15 protein-coding genes are annotated in these 16,740 nt (G+C 52.0%); 10 read left to right on the forward strand and 5 right to left on the reverse strand.

Going from position 1 to position 16,740, the window contains the following annotated elements; genetic code table 11:
• The first annotated feature begins 50 nt into the window (after positions 1-50).
• The 8 genes from G3M63_RS05155 (at position 51) to G3M63_RS05190 (ending at position 9,620) form a co-directional block, all read left to right on the forward strand.
• Positions 51-293, forward strand: a complete 243-nt coding sequence (locus tag G3M63_RS05155) for a hypothetical protein (RefSeq protein ID WP_090272043.1) — start codon at positions 51-53, stop codon at positions 291-293.
• A 130-nt stretch (positions 294-423) separates the two neighbouring features.
• The gene (locus G3M63_RS05160) at positions 424-1,098 is read left to right on the forward strand and encodes a heavy metal response regulator transcription factor (RefSeq protein ID WP_090272042.1); all 675 of its coding nucleotides are present in this window, start codon (positions 424-426) and stop codon (positions 1,096-1,098) included.
• Entirely contained in the window at positions 1,095-2,486 is a 1,392-nt protein-coding gene (locus G3M63_RS05165; RefSeq protein WP_163982072.1) for a heavy metal sensor histidine kinase, read from the forward strand. Before G3M63_RS05160 ends, G3M63_RS05165 begins: the two co-directional genes overlap by 4 nt.
• 8 nt (positions 2,487-2,494) lie before the next feature.
• The gene (locus tag G3M63_RS05170; RefSeq protein ID WP_090272040.1) at positions 2,495-3,901 is read left to right on the forward strand and encodes a TolC family protein; all 1,407 of its coding nucleotides are present in this window, start codon (positions 2,495-2,497) and stop codon (positions 3,899-3,901) included.
• Positions 3,898-5,013: an efflux RND transporter periplasmic adaptor subunit gene (locus G3M63_RS05175; protein WP_090272039.1), complete on the forward strand. Its 1,116-nt coding sequence runs from the start codon at positions 3,898-3,900 to the stop codon at positions 5,011-5,013. Before G3M63_RS05170 ends, G3M63_RS05175 begins: the two co-directional genes overlap by 4 nt.
• Positions 5,014-5,027: 14 nt before the next feature.
• On the forward strand, positions 5,028-8,129 hold the full coding sequence (locus G3M63_RS05180; RefSeq protein ID WP_090272038.1) for an efflux RND transporter permease subunit: 3,102 nt from the start codon (positions 5,028-5,030) through the stop codon (positions 8,127-8,129).
• A 14-nt stretch (positions 8,130-8,143) separates the two neighbouring features.
• Entirely contained in the window at positions 8,144-8,485 is a 342-nt protein-coding gene (locus G3M63_RS05185) for a P-II family nitrogen regulator (protein ID WP_090271440.1), read from the forward strand.
• A gap of 232 nt (positions 8,486-8,717) precedes the next feature.
• Entirely contained in the window at positions 8,718-9,620 is a 903-nt protein-coding gene (locus G3M63_RS05190) for a cation diffusion facilitator family transporter (RefSeq protein ID WP_218573658.1), read from the forward strand.
• Between the two features lie 40 nt (positions 9,621-9,660).
• Here G3M63_RS05190 and G3M63_RS05195 read toward each other — a convergent pair whose 3' ends face one another.
• On the reverse strand, positions 9,661-10,989 hold the full coding sequence (locus G3M63_RS05195; protein ID WP_090271446.1) for an OprD family porin: 1,329 nt from the start codon (positions 10,987-10,989) through the stop codon (positions 9,661-9,663).
• Positions 10,990-11,140: 151 nt separating this feature from the next.
• On the opposite strand from G3M63_RS05195, the gene G3M63_RS05200 reads away from it, so the two are divergent.
• On the forward strand, positions 11,141-11,500 hold the full coding sequence (locus G3M63_RS05200; protein WP_163982074.1) for a hypothetical protein: 360 nt from the start codon (positions 11,141-11,143) through the stop codon (positions 11,498-11,500).
• Positions 11,501-12,135: 635 nt separating this feature from the next.
• On the opposite strand, the gene G3M63_RS05205 is transcribed toward G3M63_RS05200, so the two are convergent.
• Positions 12,136-13,286 (reverse strand): IS3 family transposase gene (locus G3M63_RS05205; RefSeq protein ID WP_153274282.1). Its coding sequence is split into 2 segments (ribosomal slippage): positions 12,136-13,049 and positions 13,049-13,286, totalling 1,152 coding nucleotides; the frame shifts between segments, so codons are not numbered across the junction.
• 73 nt (positions 13,287-13,359) lie between these two features.
• On the opposite strand from G3M63_RS05205, the gene G3M63_RS05210 reads away from it, so the two are divergent.
• Complete coding sequence (locus G3M63_RS05210; protein WP_163982075.1) at positions 13,360-13,695, forward strand: DUF2790 domain-containing protein; 336 nt, start codon at positions 13,360-13,362, stop codon at positions 13,693-13,695.
• A gap of 179 nt (positions 13,696-13,874) precedes the next feature.
• On the opposite strand, the gene G3M63_RS05215 is transcribed toward G3M63_RS05210, so the two are convergent.
• The 3 genes from G3M63_RS05215 to G3M63_RS05225 all read right to left on the reverse strand — a co-directional run bounded on the left by G3M63_RS05215 (position 13,875) and on the right by G3M63_RS05225 (position 16,622).
• Complete coding sequence (locus G3M63_RS05215; protein WP_163982076.1) at positions 13,875-14,225, reverse strand: DUF3147 family protein; 351 nt, start codon at positions 14,223-14,225, stop codon at positions 13,875-13,877.
• 410 nt (positions 14,226-14,635) lie between these two features.
• Positions 14,636-15,970 (reverse strand): ATP-binding protein, encoded by a 1,335-nt coding sequence (locus G3M63_RS05220; protein ID WP_058340738.1) that lies wholly within the window; start codon positions 15,968-15,970, stop codon positions 14,636-14,638.
• Positions 15,957-16,622 (reverse strand): response regulator transcription factor, encoded by a 666-nt coding sequence (locus G3M63_RS05225; RefSeq protein ID WP_163982077.1) that lies wholly within the window; start codon positions 16,620-16,622, stop codon positions 15,957-15,959. The genes G3M63_RS05220 and G3M63_RS05225 overlap by 14 nt, the downstream gene beginning before the upstream one ends.
• Positions 16,623-16,740: the final 118 nt, after the last annotated feature.

A 16,740-nucleotide genomic window follows, 5' to 3' on the forward strand; every position in this document is an offset into this window, starting at 1 on the left:
CTGGATAATAGCGGCATGGAATTCATACCCAATGCCAAGCCGAGGGCGCTATGACATATCGCAACATGATGGCCGTATTTAGCATGGCTTTTGTCTTGATGGGAGCCAGTACAGCAGTGCAGGCTGAAGATGGGAGCTTGAAATTGAGGACGATGCTTGCCGATCGTCACGGATATGGTCTGCCTCTTGATGAGCGTAAGGGCAATGAAGTAAAAGAGCGTAAGCAGCGTATCCTGAATAATGATGAGTTATTCTTGAAAACGACAGAAAAATCAGATCCAGCGAACAGATAATTTCAGTTTCATCTCTTGGGTAGTTACTCCTTCAACAAGAGATGTTTTAGGCGCCTTTGGGCGCCTTTTTTTACAATTAGCGACGCCCGCGCATCAGAACACGAAGATGGAAGGCCAAAAAGGTGCAACGATGCGAGTCTTGATCATCGAAGACGAATTGAAGACAGCCGAATATTTGCAACAAGGTCTAAGCGAATCTGGTTACACCGTTGACTACGCTTTAACGGGAACGGATGGAATACACCTGTTCAAAAGCCAGCAGTATGCTTTAGTAATATTGGACGTAAATTTGCCTGGCATGGACGGTTGGTCGATATTGGAGGATATTCGCCGCACTAGCGATGCGCGCGTAATGATGTTAACTGCTAGCGGCAGGCTGTCGAACAAGGTGAAAGGATTGGACCTGGGTGCAGATGATTATCTGGTTAAGCCCTTCGAATTCCCTGAATTGCTGGCAAGAATCAGATCGCTTCTGAGGCGAAGTGAGAAACTGACTGAAACCGACTCTCTGAAAGTGGCTGACCTTGAGGTTGATCCCGCCAGACATCGTGCATACCGAGCAGGGCAGCGCATCGATCTGACTGTTAAGGAATTTTCCTTATTACATCTGCTCATGCGAAATTCTGGTGTCGTTATGACAAGAACTCAAATAATTTCGTTAGTATGGGACATTAACTTCGATTGTGACACTAACGTAGTTGACGTCTCTGTCCGAAGGTTGCGCGCCAAAATAGACGAACCCTTTGACAGGAAGCTAATCCACACCCTGCGCGGGGTAGGGTATGTCCTTGAGGATCGCGGATGACCAAGCCTTTGAGTTTGTCGCTGCGAATTGGATTGTCTGTAGGTGTTATGGGATCAATTCTCGTTATTTTGATATTCAGTCAATCCTGGATGACGCTGCGCAATCAATTGGGAATAATTGCCGAGTCCAGGTTAGAACAAAAGTTAAATCAAATCGAACATGTAATATCAGAGTCTAACCTGTCGCTTGTTAAAGATACTAGCTCGCACCCGCTGGGCGACTTAGTGTCCGGCCATCCAGATCTAGGCCTGCTAGTATGCGATGCTCAAAGGCCGAATAAACTAAATTTTACGGTTGGCTCGGTGCCAAGTCATTTGCTAACTGGAAGTACTTGTGCCGTCGAACCTGATACATATAAAAAACGACTCTCTCAGCATGGCATCGAGGCGCTAATAGAATCTAACATCGTGCGCATTGCCGGGAGCAATGAGAGTTTTCTGCTAGTACTCTTCAGTAATCGTTCCGGTGATTCCGAACTGCTTAGTGCATACCTGAATTCGACCATATTAGCGGTGCCGCTGTTCCTGGTATTAATTGGGTTCGGATCCTGGTGGATTGCCCGACGAGGAATGGCTCCGCTGAGCAACTTCAGAGAGCTGACTTCCATCGTTACCACAAATGATCTTGATGGAAGAATAATAACCTCTGGTCTGCCCGTGGAGCTTAAAGAGCTAGCAGACAGCGTAAATTTCATGTTGGGAAGGCTTGAGGGCGGCGTGCAACAACTTTCCGATTTTTCGGATGATCTGGCCCACGAATTGCGATCTCCGATTACTAATCTAATGGGGAAAGCGCAGGTGGCTCTTTCTCGAGACAGATTATCCTCCGAATACAAAGAAACATTAGAATCATGTGTAGAAGAGCTCGGCAGAATATCTCGGATCGTTTCAGACATGCTCTACCTTTCGCAAGCTCTTCAGTCGGATTCAGCTGATCTGTCAGATCAAATATCCTTAAAAAGAGAAGCTGAACAGGTAGTCGACCTGTTTAATATTATGGCTGAAGAAAAGGGAATATCGCTGACCGTCCAGGGAGACGGCGTTATCGTGGGCGACAGGCTGATGGTGCAGCGAGCCATATCGAACCTACTATCGAACGCCATCAGACACGCGTCTCACCACAGCAACATTCCGATACTCATCGAGAGTCAAGGTCAATCTATCGTGTTGTCTGTGACAAACGATGGCCCCGGTATACCCGAAGAGCACACCGAAGCGATATTCAAGCGATTTTTTCGCGTGGATAGCGGGCGCTCACGTGACGAAGGAGGGACTGGACTTGGTCTTTCGATCGTCCGTTCGATCATGCAGATCCATCAAGGCAGCGTGACTGTAAATACCAGCACAGCCGGCCCTACGACATTCCAATTGTGGTTCAACCTTATGTGAGGTGGTTTATGCTCGCCCTTATTTGTCGTCTACGTCCGGCCCGATGGCCGCGTCAGGCGAGGCTCCTGTTTGTCTGCAGTATGTTGGGGTTGTCAAACCTTGCTTGGGCAGCCGACCGCGAGACCGCAATACTGACCTTGCCTAAGGCACTAGCTCGTGTTCTGCAGTCCAGCCCCGAGTTGGCTGTTTATCCCTATGAAATCCGTGCCGCCGAAGCGCGAACCCTGCAGGCGGGCCTGCGACCCAATCCTGTTCTTTCCGTGGAAGTCGAAAATGTTCTTGGCAACGGAGCATTTTCGGGGGTTGATGCAATGGAAACCACCCTGGCATTGAGCCAAGTCATTGAGATGGGTAATAAACGCAACTTGCGGCGCGACGTCGGCAGTTGGCAGCGCCAGGCGGTGGAGCGTGATTACGAGCTTGCTCGCCTTGATGTTCTGGCGGCAGCTGCAAGCCGCTATCTGGAAGTGGCGCAAACCCAGAGATTGTTGGATTTCTCCGAGCAGGTTGTTGAATGGACTTTAGCCGCTCAATCCGTGGCCAATAGACGTTTCGACGCTGGTAGCGCAAGCAGGGCCGAGCTTGGTCGCGCACGAACGGATGCGATGCAGGCTGCGCTGGCGGTTAGCAATCTCGAGGTTCGGCTGGCGAATGCCAAGCGCCGCCTGGCAAGTTTGTGGGGGGACAGTGAACCGGATTTTGCGATTGTGGGCGCGGAACTTTTTTCATTGGTGGAGCTTCCGGACTTCGCCCGTATTCGTACTCAACTCGAGCAAGCACCGCAATTGCAGCGATTTCTGACACAGGGCAGGTTACGCGAGGCCGAGCTTGAACTCGCTACCGCTCGCGGCCGACAGAACATTGAGGTCGGCGCCGGGTTCAAACACATTCGGGAAACGAACGATATCGGAATGGTGCTGCAGTTCTCCATGCCGCTGGGCGTTAATGACCAGAATCAGGGAAATATCCAGGCCGCCCGTGAGGGCCTAGCGAAGCTCGATCTGGAAGAGGAGGCAACACGGGTCAAGATTTTTACCGAGCTACACAATGCATACGCACAACTGGAACAGACACGTAACCAGGTCACGGTACTGCGTAACGATATCCTGCCCGAAGCACGGGAGACTCTCGAGTTGATTCAGGACGGTTACAGGGTGGGGCGCTTCTCCTATCTCGAACTCGTGCAGGCCCGGCAGCAAGTGCTGGCCGTCGAGAACGACGCGGTTGTCGCCGCCACCGACTTCCATCAAACCCTTATTACCCTTGAAACCCTGACGGGCCAGCCTCTGACGGGAAGCGGACAAATTCTTACCCGAGCCGATACCGCAAGCGGTGTGTCGTCCGAATTCCGTCTGCCCTACCTGGATGGATCCGCTGGTGCAGAGCAAACGTCACGACAGGAAGAATCTCGATGAACAAACTATTGAATCTGGTACTTGGCAGTTTGCTCCTGGCAGGGCTGCCGCTTCACAGCGCAATTGCGGTAACCGATCCAAAAGTGGAAACACGAGCCGCTCACACCGAGGAGGAAGCTTCGCATCAGCATGAATCGGAAGAGCCAGAAGCTGAAGCAGAACATTCTGAAGAGGAGCACGGTGAGCGGGAAGGTGACCATGCTGCGGAAGAAGCAGGACATGACGATCATGACGGTCATGCCGAAGAAGGTCAGGCTGAGGGCCACGAAGGCCACGAGGAGAACGAAGAGCCGGTTCTGACCCTTAGCGCTGATCTGTTACGCGAGTTCGGTGGTGAAATTGCCGTTGCTGACGCGGGTGTCATTCGCCAGCAGGTGTCATTGCCAGGCGAGATCCAACTGAACAAGGAAGCCGTCGCTCACATCAGTCCGCGTTTTGCGGCGAAAATCGTTGAGGTGCGGGCAAAGATCGGCGACAAGGTCAGTGCCGGCGAAACCCTTGCCGTGGCAGAGAGTTCTGAAACGCTTGCACGCTTCAACCTCACATCGCTGATCGACGGGGTGGTGATCAATCGGGACGTTACGTTGGGAGAACATTTGTCACCGGATGACACTGCCTTCGTGGTCGCGGATGTGTCTACTCTCTGGGCTGACATAGCGCTCTATCCCAAGCAAGTACCGTTGGTGGAGGTTGGTCAGCCGGTTCGTCTCAGTACCAGCTATGGCCCAGAGCCGGTTGATGCTCGCATCGACTATGTGGCCCCGTCGGTAGATGAGCGCACGCGTACTGGCCTGGCTCGAGTCTTCCTGCCAAATGAGAGCCGCGCATGGAAACCGGGTATGTTCGTTCAGAGTGATATTGCCATTGGCGAGTACCCGGTAGACGTCGTAGTTCCCGAGGGTGCGATCATTGATTTGGAGGGTCAGCCAACGGTTTTTGTACAGGAAGGCGAGCGCTGGGAGCCGCGGTCAGTGAAGCTCGGTCGCGACGATGGAAAAATGGTCGAAGTCCTGAGCGGTCTTGAACCCGGAGAAAGTTACATTGCCGAGGGCGGTTTCGTGCTTAAGGCGCAGCTGCAGAAGAATGAATTTGAATCCGGTCACAACCACTAGCCCAGGAGAACAGTATGCAAGGCATTATCCGTTTTGCGCTGGATAACCGGCTACTGGTAGTCGTGCTAGCTCTGGCGACCCTGGTGGGCGGCTACTTCGCCTATCGCACCCTGCCGGTGGACGCCTACCCTGACATTTCGCCGGCATTGGTCCAGGTGTTCGTAGAAACTGAGGGATTGGCACCCGAAGAAGTGGAAAAATACGTCACCTATCCGATCGAAAGTGCAATGAATGGTCTGCCAGAACTCGACCATGTGCGTTCGATTTCCAACTTTGGGCTGTCAGTTGTCAATATCTATTTTGAGGATGGAACTGATATCTATTTCGCCCGGCAATTGGTGGGCGAGAGGCTTCAGGTCGCCCGGGAGTCGATTCCCGCCGGTTTTGGCGAGCCGGTCATGGGGCCTATTACTACAGGGCTTGGGCAGATACTGTTTTATGTACTCGAGGACACCAGCGGTCAGTACAGCACTACCGAGCTGCGTGAGATTCAGGACTGGATCGTCAAGTTCAATTTGCAGACCGTCAAGGGCGTAACCGAAGTTCTTTCGATTGGCGGCGAAGTGAAACAGTTTCAGGTGAATGTCGATCCGAACGCGCTGCTTCGCTACGACGTCAGTTTGCCGGAAATCAAGGAGCGTATTGAAGCCAACAACGCCAATGCCGGCGCCCAGTTCATCGTCAAAAATGACGAAGAGTACATTGTGCGGTCGGTGGGTCTTGCCACAGATCTCGAGTCTCTTCGCAACATTGTGGTGAAGACCATCGACGGGACTCCCGTTTATTTGAACCAACTTGGCGATCTGGACATTGGCGGAGAAATTCGCCGCGGACTGACCACCAAGAATGGCAACGGCGAGGTGGTTGTCGGCATGGTATTGAAGCTGATCGGCAGCAACACCTCCAACGTGATCAATGCGGTAAAGCAGGAGTTGGCGACAATCAACGACAACCTGCCTGAAGGCATCGAGGTGCAGCCGTATTACGACCAGGCTACGCTCGTGAAAGCGGCCGTAACCACTGTGATCAATGCTCTGTTGCAGGGCATCATTCTAGTAGCCCTGGTTCTGCTGGCTTTTATGGGTGGTCTCAGGCCAAGCCTGGTGGTGGCGCTCTCCATTCCGTTTTCGGTCGGCTTTACCTTTCTTGCGATGAAAATTTTCGGAATATCCGCGAACCTGATGTCGCTGGGTGGGCTTGCCATCGCTATCGGTATGATGGTGGATGGCGCGGTTGTGGTGGTTGAAAACGTTGATCGCATGTTGCGCGAAGCCAAGCCTGATGAGTCGCGTCTGCATATCGTGATGCGCGCCTGCCAGTCGGTCGCAAGACCGATCCTGTTTGCGATCAGCATTATCATTGTCGTGTTCTTGCCGCTATTCACTTTACAGGGCGTGGAAGGTGCGACATTCAAACCGCTGGCCTACACGGTGGCGGTGGCGATGTTTGGATCGCTGATCTTCGCGCTAGTGATCGCTCCAGTAGCCGCTTCGCTCCTGATGAGGAGTCCCAAGGTTCGTGAGGACAAGCCACGCAAGGACATCATCAGCTTTCTGCTCAAAGGTTATAAACCACTGGTAGAGGCAATGGTTGCTCGCCGCTGGATCGCGTTGGCGCTGGCGGTCGTCGTTCTGGCCGTGGGCGCTGCAGTAGCGCCGCGTCTGGGCTCGGAATTTGTGCCGCGTCTGAATGAGGGTGACCTGTTGATTCGCGCTACCATGGCGCCTTCTATCTCGCTGGAGAAAGCCAAAACCACTATCACTGTTTTTGAACGGCAATTGATGGAGGATTTTCCGGAGGTAACGCAGGTAGTCTCGCGTATTGGCCGGGGTGAAGTTGGCGCTCACGCCGATCCGGTAAACAACGCCGAGATATTCGTTGCTCTCAAGCCACAGGAGGAGTGGGTAAGCGCGGATACATTGGACGGTCTTTACGCCGCAATGAGCAAGAGATTTGAAGATTTCCCCGGTGCCAAGTTCAACTTCACACAACCTATCGCCGCAGCTGTGGATGAGTTGCTGACGGGGACCAAGGCCGAACTTGCAGCCAAGCTCTTTGGTGATGACCTTGATGTGCTTGTTGAAAAAGCACGAGAGATCGAACAGGTGATGGGCACAGTGCGTGGAGCTCAGGATGTTCAACGCGATCAGATCGGTGGCACACCGCAACTGCGCATTACGTTGGACCGGGCTGCGATCGCCCGCTACGGGCTCAATGTGAGTGATATTCACGATACGTTGAGCGTGGCGGTCGGTGGTAGCGAAGCGGGACAGGTGTTCGAGGGTATTCGTCGTTTCGATATATATGTGCGTCTGAAAAAGGAGGCGCGAAACGAGATGGAAGTCATTCGGCAGTTGATTCTCGAAAACGCCTCCGGCCAGCGGATCCCCCTGGAGGAGCTGGCAAGTATCGAAGAAGTTGTCGGGCCACGGCAAATCACCCGAGAAAACAATCAGCGTTTCATCACCATTCAAACCAACGTGCGTGATCGGGACATCGGCTCCTTTGTTGCCGAAGCCGATGCCGCTATTGCGGAACAGGTCGACTTGCCGCCGGGGTATTTTCTCAAGTGGGGTGGTCAGTTCGAGCTTCAGCAACAGGCCAACAAGCGCCTGATGATCGTGGTGCCGATTACTCTGGCGCTGGTGTTCATAATGCTTTACGCAAACTTTGGTTCGCTGCGTAACGCTTTACTGATCATGCTCAACATCCCGTTGGCTCTGGTGGGCGGTATCGTTGGCTTGTGGTTGACGGGGCAGAGCTTGTCAGTACCTGCGTCAATTGGTTTCATCGCGCTTTTTGGTATCGCATTGGAAAACGGTCTGGTGCTTGTCAGCTATCTCAATGAGTTGGTCAGAGATGGCGTTTCCGTTGCTGAAGCCAGTGTCCGGGCGGCGTGTGCACGTCTGCGAGCGGTGATCATGACTGCTGTGACAACGGCGCTTGGGCTGTTTCCGCTCTTGTTCGCCAGCGGCGCCGGCAGCGAAGTGCAACGGCCTCTGGCCACCGTCGTGGTCGGCGGACTGGTCACAGCTACGATTCTTACCCTGTTGGTTATTCCCGCTCTTTATCAATGGTTCGCTGATAAACCAGCTGATATCGGCGAAACCCGTTGAAAGGAGATAACTCCATGCAAGAGATCAAAGCCTATATCAAGAACCACAAGCTCGAAGCAGTGACCCTGGCGTTGCACCGGGTGAGCGGTATCAGCGGTATGAGTGTCTCCGAGGTGCGTGGTTTTGGGCGGAGCAAGGCCCATACCAGCGCGGCCAACCCGATTGACGGCACGGCGGATTTCGTCAAGCACGTAAAAATCGAGGTGGTGTGTCATAACCAGTACGTGGACGAGGTGGTTCAGGTACTGAAAGACGTGGCCCATACCGGGCTACGGGGTGATGGGCGCATTTTCGTCAGCGATGTCAGACGGGCAATTCGGATCGAGGATGGTGTCGAGGATAGCACTGTCGTCTGATAAACGAGCCGCGTTGATGAAGTTCGTGGCTTTTGGAGTAGCGCTCCCGGCTTCGTCGGGAGGCGCTTCTAACGTTGTTCGTTTTGCCCATGTTGTGTTCACTACTCAATCGAAACGATCGCAAGCACAAGGCAGTCGAAGGGGCTACGACATAACGTCGGGATCGCCACGGCAAAATGGCAGGGTGCATCACCCGATACAAACTGTGATTTCACTAGCGACAGGAGGCAACGTGGGACATCAACATCCACATAACGAACAGGCTGGTGATAAACGCGTTTGGTGGGCCGTAGCCGTCAATCTTATCCTAACCGTGGTGCAGATAGCGGGGGGAATATTGTCAGGGAGCCTCTCACTGGTTGCCGATGCGATACACAACCTGAGCGACGCGATCTCGATGGCTATCGCCTATATCGCCAGAAGGATAGCTCGGCGTCCAGCCAACGAAGAGTGGACGTTCGGATATGTTCGAGCAGAGTTGATTGCAGCGCTTATAAACTACACCACCTTGATCGTGATCGGCCTGTACCTGGTTTACGAAGCGATCTTTCGCTTTATCGAACCGCAGCCTGTTCAGGGGTGGACTGTTGTCATTGTCGCAGCTGTCGCTTTAATGGTTGACACGATAACGGCCATGCTGACCTATTCATTATCAAAGTCCAGTATTAATATTCGGGCGGCGTTTTTACACAACGTGTCAGATGCATTGGGGTCCGTTGGAGTCATCATCGCAGGTACTTTGATTATTCTGTACGACTGGGTATTTATAGATCCTCTGATAACGCTAATGATAGCTGGGTATATATTGTGGCAAGCATTTACAGAAATAGGCGGCGCCATACGCATACTCATGTCTGCCACACCAAAAGATATAGATCCCCAGGAGGTTATATCAAGGTCGTTGGCCGTTTCAGGGGTGTGTGGCGTTCATCACCTGCACATCTGGCTCATAGATGAACACCGGACATCACTCGAGGCCCACGTTGTGATTGAGGACCAGCTGATGAGCCGAAGTGAGGACATCAAGAATGATCTCAAGAAAATGCTCAAAGATACCTTTTCCATTCATCATGTTACGTTAGATGTGGAATCTTCATCGGGAGAATGTGGCGACGCGAAAACGATTGGCCATTGAAATGAAATGCGCCCCTTGGGCGCCCATATCAAGTTTCAGATCAGATAATATCAAGCGGGTATTCTATAATAATCCTGACTTCATCTAGATCCGATTCAAAAGCGGTTGCACGTGCAGTAGCCTGGCGCACCCTAAAAGACAGGCCATGGAGTTTTCCGGACTGCACTATGTACTTGGCTTCGATGTCTCTCTCCCAACGCTTCTGGTCAGTAAGCGGGTCCCCGCCCGCATCCCGTCTCATATAGACCGCGTTAGCATTTGAATAGTCGGCCTCGCTTCCTTTGGCATAACGGGTCATGAATGAAAGTCCCGGCACGCCATACTCAGTCATGTCCAGATCATAACGAAACATCCACGACTGCTCTTTTGGTGCGTTGAAATCATTATACTGAGATGCGTTATCGAGAAAGATTGCATCGGATTGCCGCAGATAATCGAAATCGTCATCTCCATGGTTGCGCTGGTGGGACACCGCGATGCTGTGGGCATCGGTCGCAATTCCGACTCTAGCACTCCATATCTGGTTGCTAAACTCTCCGAGTAGCTTCTTGCCCTCGTCGCGGGCATCGTAATAATTTATGCCACCAAACAGCGAAATTCGTTCGGACATTGGCAGCTCACCGGAAATACCAACATACGTTTGATCCCAGGCGTCTTTAAGGCGGCTTGTATATAGGCTGAACCCTAATTCGGGATTGAGGATATAATCCCCTCCGAAATAAGCCACCCATGGAGAGTCGACCGCGCCTGCATAAAATGTTGCGAAATCATCATGCATACTGCTGCTGGTTGGCTGGCTCATGCCAGTGAGTCGACCGCCTTGTACGGTCAATCCTTCAACATGTGTATTGGCCAGTGTAACGCCCCTGAAACTTTCAGGAAGTAGCCGTGAATCTCCGTAGTGGACAACAGGGTTAGCCGGAAAAACGTCACCTATCTTGATTACTGTGTCAAAGGCGCGCAGCTTAGCTACCGCCCCGATCTTTGTGTATTCGTCTTCGGCTTTGCCCTGGGAGTCGACAGGAAGTACGTCAAAGGTGCTGCGTCCGCCGTTTCGTCCGTCGCCAGTATCGAGTTTCAAACCCAACATCGCGAAAGCATCCAAACCAAAACCAACTGTCCCTTCGGTATAACCTGACTCGAAGTTAACCGTGATGCCGTGTGCCCATGCTTCAGAATATCCTGTCCCTTTCGGACTGAACTGACCATGACGGTCGTCTCGATTAAAATAGAAATTTCGGTTCAGTACCGATAGGTTGCTTCCATCTACGAAGCCAGATGCAATATGTTCTTGTGCTGATACAGCTCCGGAGTGAGCGGCAAACAGTATTGACGAGGCAATCAACGTGCGACTGATGTTTTTATTCATATGATTTTCTTCTTTTAGGAGGCTTTTTGGAACGAACGTTTTATCGTATTCCTCTCAAAATTGCGGGTAGATTGCACCAGCATTACAATTTTGTAATATGACGAGGCGTGGTAGGACTCTTTAACCTGACTGTGAGTTATGGATGCGCGGAGTGGCCGATGTTGATTCGCGTTTGAGCAGACAAAAGCTGATGATCAGTCGCTACGCCCGCCGAGCCAACGGATGGAGTCTTGTCTGGATGAAGAGGTGTTTTCATCACTCCGCTTTCGCTAGGATTCTTCACAACCCTGCCGTACCGCTCCAGCGTCTGCCGTGGTCCGAGAATATCACGCCGGATTTCCTGATTTTCGCCTTCTTGTTATATAACGGCCTCTGCATTTCTATCGCAGCGGATGATCTCACCCCGTTCACGGTTTTATTACTGTCGCCCATGATTGCAGCGCTAGCGATGAGCTCGAGTTCGGCCCCGATCGCGTTCAAATGCGCTGCGCCTGCAGTGTGTACGGATTGACTGACGCGCGATGATGACAAGGGGTCGTTGGCTGGGTTTATTCGGTGTCCGAGCGAGCACAGCTGAAACTAGTCCAGGTGGGCGAATAAAACGGCTCGCTTCGCCTGGCTGTTAGTGATCTTCATTTTTTATCGGCGTGATGATGGATGTCGGAAATGGCCGGCGGATGTCCGCAGCGAAGTACTTCGTTGGTGGGTGTGATTGCGTACTGCGTTGGCACCAGAGCACGACTGTGACCGCCTACAACCTAACCATCGTGAGCTGGCAGCACTCACCGTTACCGCTGCTCTTCTCACAGTCGCTGCCGTCAAATAAGCGCTATCCGAGACTCATGAAAGTGGTGAGGACACGAAAATCCCGATCGTAGTTTTGCAGGAGAATTGGTCCTGTTCATTATGGTGTCAACGGGTCCGGAGGCTATTGCCGAAGAGCTGAGACTTCGTGCGGTTGACGCTGTATAAACGTACAGCTGTCTGCTAGGATTCTGCTATAGGGCAAGGCTGAGTGGCCAATTCACCCTTGCAATGGCCAACGGGTTGTGACATCCCAAGTCGGACGGTCGCCCCAGAATCACGCTGAGTGAGATCTTTTGATGAGTCAGGTTCCCCCAAGCAGCTTGAATAGCCCCCAGTATTCTAGACACTCGCCAGGCTCTGGTAATGGCGCTTTTCGTACTCGACCGGTGACAGGTCACCACTCGTGCCGTGCCGGCGCCTTGGGTTATAAAACATCTCAATGTAATTGAACACGTCTTGTCTTGCAGCCTCGCGTGTTGGATAGATTTGTCGCTTGATTCGCTCCCGTTTGAGTAATTGAAAGAAGCTTTCAGCTACCGCGTTGTCATGGCAGTTTCCCCGGCGGCTCATGCTGCCCACCAGGTGATTCGCTTTCAGGAAGCTCTGCCAGTCCCCGCTACTAAACTGACTGCCTTGGTCCGAATGAACCATCACACATCCTTGCGGCTTGCGACGCCACACTGCGGCTAACAGCGCGTCCAGCGCCAAGTCAGATGTCATACGCGGCTTCATCGACCAGCCGACAACCTGACGCGAGAACAGGTCGATAACCACGGACAAATACAACCAGCCTTCGTAGGTGCGGATGTAAGTAATGTCTGTCACCCAGGCAACATTGGGCGCCGCTACATCGAACTGGCGATCCAAGTGATTGGGTGAAACTACCGCAGGCTTCCCACCGTAATGACCAGGGCGGCGGCGATAACCCGTCTGTGAGCGCAATCCCTCGCAGCGCATGAGGCGGGCTACCCTGTGCTTACCGCAAGCCTCACCCGCTTCACGAAGATCCAGATGAATTTTGCGATAGCCATACACGCCGCCGCTTTCCAGCCAAGAGTGTTTTATCTGGCCCAACAGACGCTGATCTTCCCGAGCGCGATCAGACAGCTTGTTGCGACACCATGCATAGTAACCGCTGGGGTGCACAGTCATCATTTTGCACAGGCGGCGCACGGGATATTTGTCCACTTGGCTCTGAATAAACGCGTACCTCAGTCGGACTCTCTGGCGAAGTACGCGGTGGCCTTTTTTAATATATCTCGCTCTTCTGATACGCGCTTGAGCTCGGCCTTCAATCGCCGGTTCTCAGCCTGAAGATCATCATCCTGCTGTCGCTGGGCGGTGGGCTTGGAGTAGCGCTTGAGCCATTGATACAGGCTATGTGCCGACACGCCTAATCGAGCGGCGACCTCGGCAACGGAATGGCCTCGATCTGCCACCTGCTTGACGGCTTCGATTTTGAATTCTTCGGTGTAGCGTGGATTGCTCATTGGACCTCCTGGGTGCCTCGATTATAAGGCCTGGAGGTGTCTACGAAACTAGGGGCTATTCAGGCAGGAAAAAATGAGTATTCAAACAAGAGTTGCAATGGTTTCTATTATGCTGATTTCCTCATTTGCCATGGCAGAGGGTAGTGCTGATAAAGTTTATGGATCTATGATTCAGGAAAACGAAAAGAGATGGAGAGAGTACGCACTATCGATTGATAAAAATCCGCCTGAAACCGTGCATTACCGCTATGGGATGGATCTAGATATTGAGCGTGTCATACATATTACATCAACACGCATTGGCTGCGGTGTAATGCCTGCCCAGATGACGTACAAAGATTCCAACGGGAATCTAAATATACTTGAGTATCGAGCCTCTGGCACGAAGTGCCCAGGGCAGGGAGGGTGATTTACATTTTTTTATTTATGCGACCTGGTTTGGACACGCAGTTGCCGTGACGACCATGTATTGACAGCGCATTTTCATGCTTATAGCTTGGCGGCCGCAATAGCTGAGTGCCTCTGCCCCCGGCAAGGTGTTGTACTCAGCTATTACGGCCGCCACTCACCAGACTACCTATTGATCTATCAAAGCAGCTCTAATCCAAAGCGTCGTGCCACAAACGTAAACACGATGAAGCATACGCACGTTGCTAATACATAACCCATGAGGGCCAGCCAGAAGCCGAATCGTGACATGAGAGCGGGAAAAACAAGCATCGCTGGCAGCGTCGGGATTACATACCAGAAGGTGTACCATGCATGATTGGCAATTTTCTGGTCTGGCTGCTGCTCAACATGCAGCCAAATCAAGGTCAGCACAGTAACCATTGGAAGCGCTGCGATTAGACCACCGATACGATCACTGTACTTTGCCGCTTCAGACACCAGAATCACCATGAGCGCAGTGATCAAGTATTTAGTGAATATCCAAGTCATAGCTTTCTTCGTCCGAATTTAAACTGGAAGCCATACTTCAACCAAATTCGAAGGGTGAGCTTATATAATATTATATTTTCTACCAATTTAAGCAGAGCCGGGACATGGGTTTAAGATAAAATCACTACACTGATTCGGAAGTCAGCGAGCCGGTTGAAACAGCGGCCGTCATAAATGACAGCCGCTTCCCTCGTTTACATTTTATCAATACTGATTATGGTCGAATGCATTCCACTGGATGTGAACTCGAACTCGATTACATCTTAATTTCACAAATTGCAGCAACCGGACAGAGAGAAATCTATTTCTCTCTGTCTCTCTTAGGCTCGCCAGTCCCTGACCTTGCTGGCCTACGGCCTCCACCGGACGCCTCGATCGGTCCGCTGCTAAACAAAAGCGAACATTCGATTTTATCTTAATAATTCGATAGAAACGCGTAAACCGCTACAGGACTTAGTCGAAAAGCTGATTTTACCTTCATAGCGAGTCACTATATCTCGAACGATAGCAAGGCCGAGACCGTGCCCAGGTGTTTGCTCATCTAGCCGCAGACCCCTTTGGCCCAAACTGGCTAAATCCTTGTGATTAACCCCTGGGCCATCATCAGCAACAACTATTCGCTTGAAGCCGCTGCCTTGTTCCACAGAGAGCTCTACGCATCTCGAAGACCATTTGCCAGCATTGTCGAGTAAGTTGCCCAATACTTCATTTAGATCATGTTCTTCTATCGGCCATCGGCTGTCTTCAGGCAGAGAACTCGATAGTTCAAACGACTTTTCCGGATATAAACGACCGAGCATCCACAAAAGATCCCGTGCCTGTTTTATGGGGTAGGCGCTTTTTCCAATCTGGGGCCCTGCAAAACGGCTTCGACGCATTTCAGCTTCTAATTGCCTGTCGATATCGCTTAGTCGCTCCACCATCTGGCGCCTTAGATTGGTGTCGAGAGGACGTGTGTCGTCTTCCAGTATCTGCCGGACGGCTGCGATGGGGGTTTTGACGCTATGAGACAGGTTTGCGAGAGCGTCCCTGGAGCGCTCCAGTCGCTGATCTAAGGAGTCCAGCAACTGATTTAGTTGAAGAACCAGCGGGTGGAACTCCTCTGGCGACTGAACGTTGATTCGGGAGATCTCTCCGTCCTGGAGTCTTTTTAATGCGGCTTTGAGTGTGACAACCGGTCGCATGGACACCGTGATTCCGAACCAGAGCACGGCGACCAAGAGCATAATCAACAGAACTGATACTACGGCGGTCCAGGCATGAAGTGCAGCTTGGCTGCGTTTCAGCGCACCCAGATCTTCAGAAACGATTACGACGATGGGTGTTTCACCGACCTGAAAAGACTTTCGGTAGGCGAGGATGTCTAAGGGAGTATCAGTGGTTTCGGCATCTTCTACGCGAACGGTTCCGTCTTCTTCGTTTTCAATCAGAGGCGTTAACAAGGGCTCCCAAGTATCGGGTGAAATGATGGTCTGTTCGGGTGTATGTATGGCAAAGGCATGATGAAAAACATCCTGGAAATAATCGCCCGTCTGGAGAGTGTCAACTTCACCATTCGCGTCGCGAATCTGGTGCTCGAGGAAAACGACTTCATCTTTCAGTCGGCTTTCAACGAATTCCCGAGACATTCGGTCGAGCAGCAAGCCATGGACCAACCACGCCACCCCCATTAGACCAATTCCGGCGGGCAGTAACAGCGCAAGCAAGGTTCCTTTTACGGACGCAGGCTTTTTAAGGAATCGCATTAAAAATGTACCCCTGGCCGCGTCGTGTTGAGATGGTTTCGCTGCCCACTAGCTTCCTTAACCTCCGAATATACGCCTCAATGACGTTTCCGCTCGGGCTATCATTCAAGTTGTAAAGCTGTTCCATTAGTTGTTCTTTGGAAAAGACGTGGCCAGGGCGGCTCATCAAACAACGTAGCAGCCGGAATTCGGTGCCGGTAAGTGTATGTTCCACGCCGTCGTCCATCTTGAGACTCTGGCGGTTTTCGTCCAGTTCAAAGCGGCCGGCTTTAACCTGAGCATGGACCCTTCCTTCACTTCGACGCACGAGTGCGTTGAGGCGTGCGATTAGCTCTTCTGTCTGAAAAGGTTTTGCCAGGTAATCGTCTGCCCCGGCTTTTAAGCCGTTAACCTTATCCTGCCAATCGCCTCTCGCGGTCAGAATCAAGACCGGACAGCTGACGTGATTCGTTCGCCACTTTCTCAATACGTCCAGCCCGTTGCCATCAGGTAGACCCAGGTCCAGAACAACAGCACGGTAATCCTCTTGCTCACCCAGAACGACGGCTTCTCGGGCACTGGGAGTTGTATCAACGCTGAAACCTGCTTTTCCCAACTGCCTGACCAGACCCTCAGCAAGCAAGCGGTCATCTTCGACGAGCAGTAAACGCATGAGTTTTTCCTTCTATGTATGGTCCGCGGTCGAAAGTGTGACTGATTAACCTGAATTCAGCCTGAACGGAAAATAGTTCGAGTTTTTCAGAAAGAATTCAGGTTAGTGAGAGAAGATA

This window comes from Pseudomonas sp. OIL-1 (assembly GCF_010669185.1).
Classification (GTDB): Bacteria; Pseudomonadota; Gammaproteobacteria; order Pseudomonadales; family Pseudomonadaceae; genus Halopseudomonas; species Halopseudomonas profundi.

What these genes read in the sequence shown, in the direction of transcription:
- G3M63_RS05180 (WP_090272038.1), top strand. Translation starts at nt 5,028, where the DNA reads ATGCAAGGCATTATCCGTTTTGCGCTGGATAACCGGCTACTGGTAGTC.
- G3M63_RS05220 (WP_058340738.1), bottom strand. Translation starts at nt 15,970, where the DNA reads ATGCGATTCCTTAAAAAGCCTGCGTCCGTAAAAGGAACCTTGCTTGCG.
- G3M63_RS05155 (WP_090272043.1), top strand. Translation starts at nt 51, where the DNA reads ATGACATATCGCAACATGATGGCCGTATTTAGCATGGCTTTTGTCTTG.
- G3M63_RS05195 (WP_090271446.1), bottom strand. Translation starts at nt 10,989, where the DNA reads ATGAATAAAAACATCAGTCGCACGTTGATTGCCTCGTCAATACTGTTT.
- G3M63_RS05225 (WP_163982077.1), bottom strand. Translation starts at nt 16,622, where the DNA reads ATGCGTTTACTGCTCGTCGAAGATGACCGCTTGCTTGCTGAGGGTCTG.
- G3M63_RS05185 (WP_090271440.1), top strand. Translation starts at nt 8,144, where the DNA reads ATGCAAGAGATCAAAGCCTATATCAAGAACCACAAGCTCGAAGCAGTG.
- G3M63_RS05210 (WP_163982075.1), top strand. Translation starts at nt 13,360, where the DNA reads ATGAGTATTCAAACAAGAGTTGCAATGGTTTCTATTATGCTGATTTCC.
- G3M63_RS05175 (WP_090272039.1), top strand. Translation starts at nt 3,898, where the DNA reads ATGAACAAACTATTGAATCTGGTACTTGGCAGTTTGCTCCTGGCAGGG.
- G3M63_RS05170 (WP_090272040.1), top strand. Translation starts at nt 2,495, where the DNA reads ATGCTCGCCCTTATTTGTCGTCTACGTCCGGCCCGATGGCCGCGTCAG.
- G3M63_RS05160 (WP_090272042.1), top strand. Translation starts at nt 424, where the DNA reads ATGCGAGTCTTGATCATCGAAGACGAATTGAAGACAGCCGAATATTTG.
- G3M63_RS05165 (WP_163982072.1), top strand. Translation starts at nt 1,095, where the DNA reads ATGACCAAGCCTTTGAGTTTGTCGCTGCGAATTGGATTGTCTGTAGGT.
- G3M63_RS05215 (WP_163982076.1), bottom strand. Translation starts at nt 14,225, where the DNA reads ATGACTTGGATATTCACTAAATACTTGATCACTGCGCTCATGGTGATT.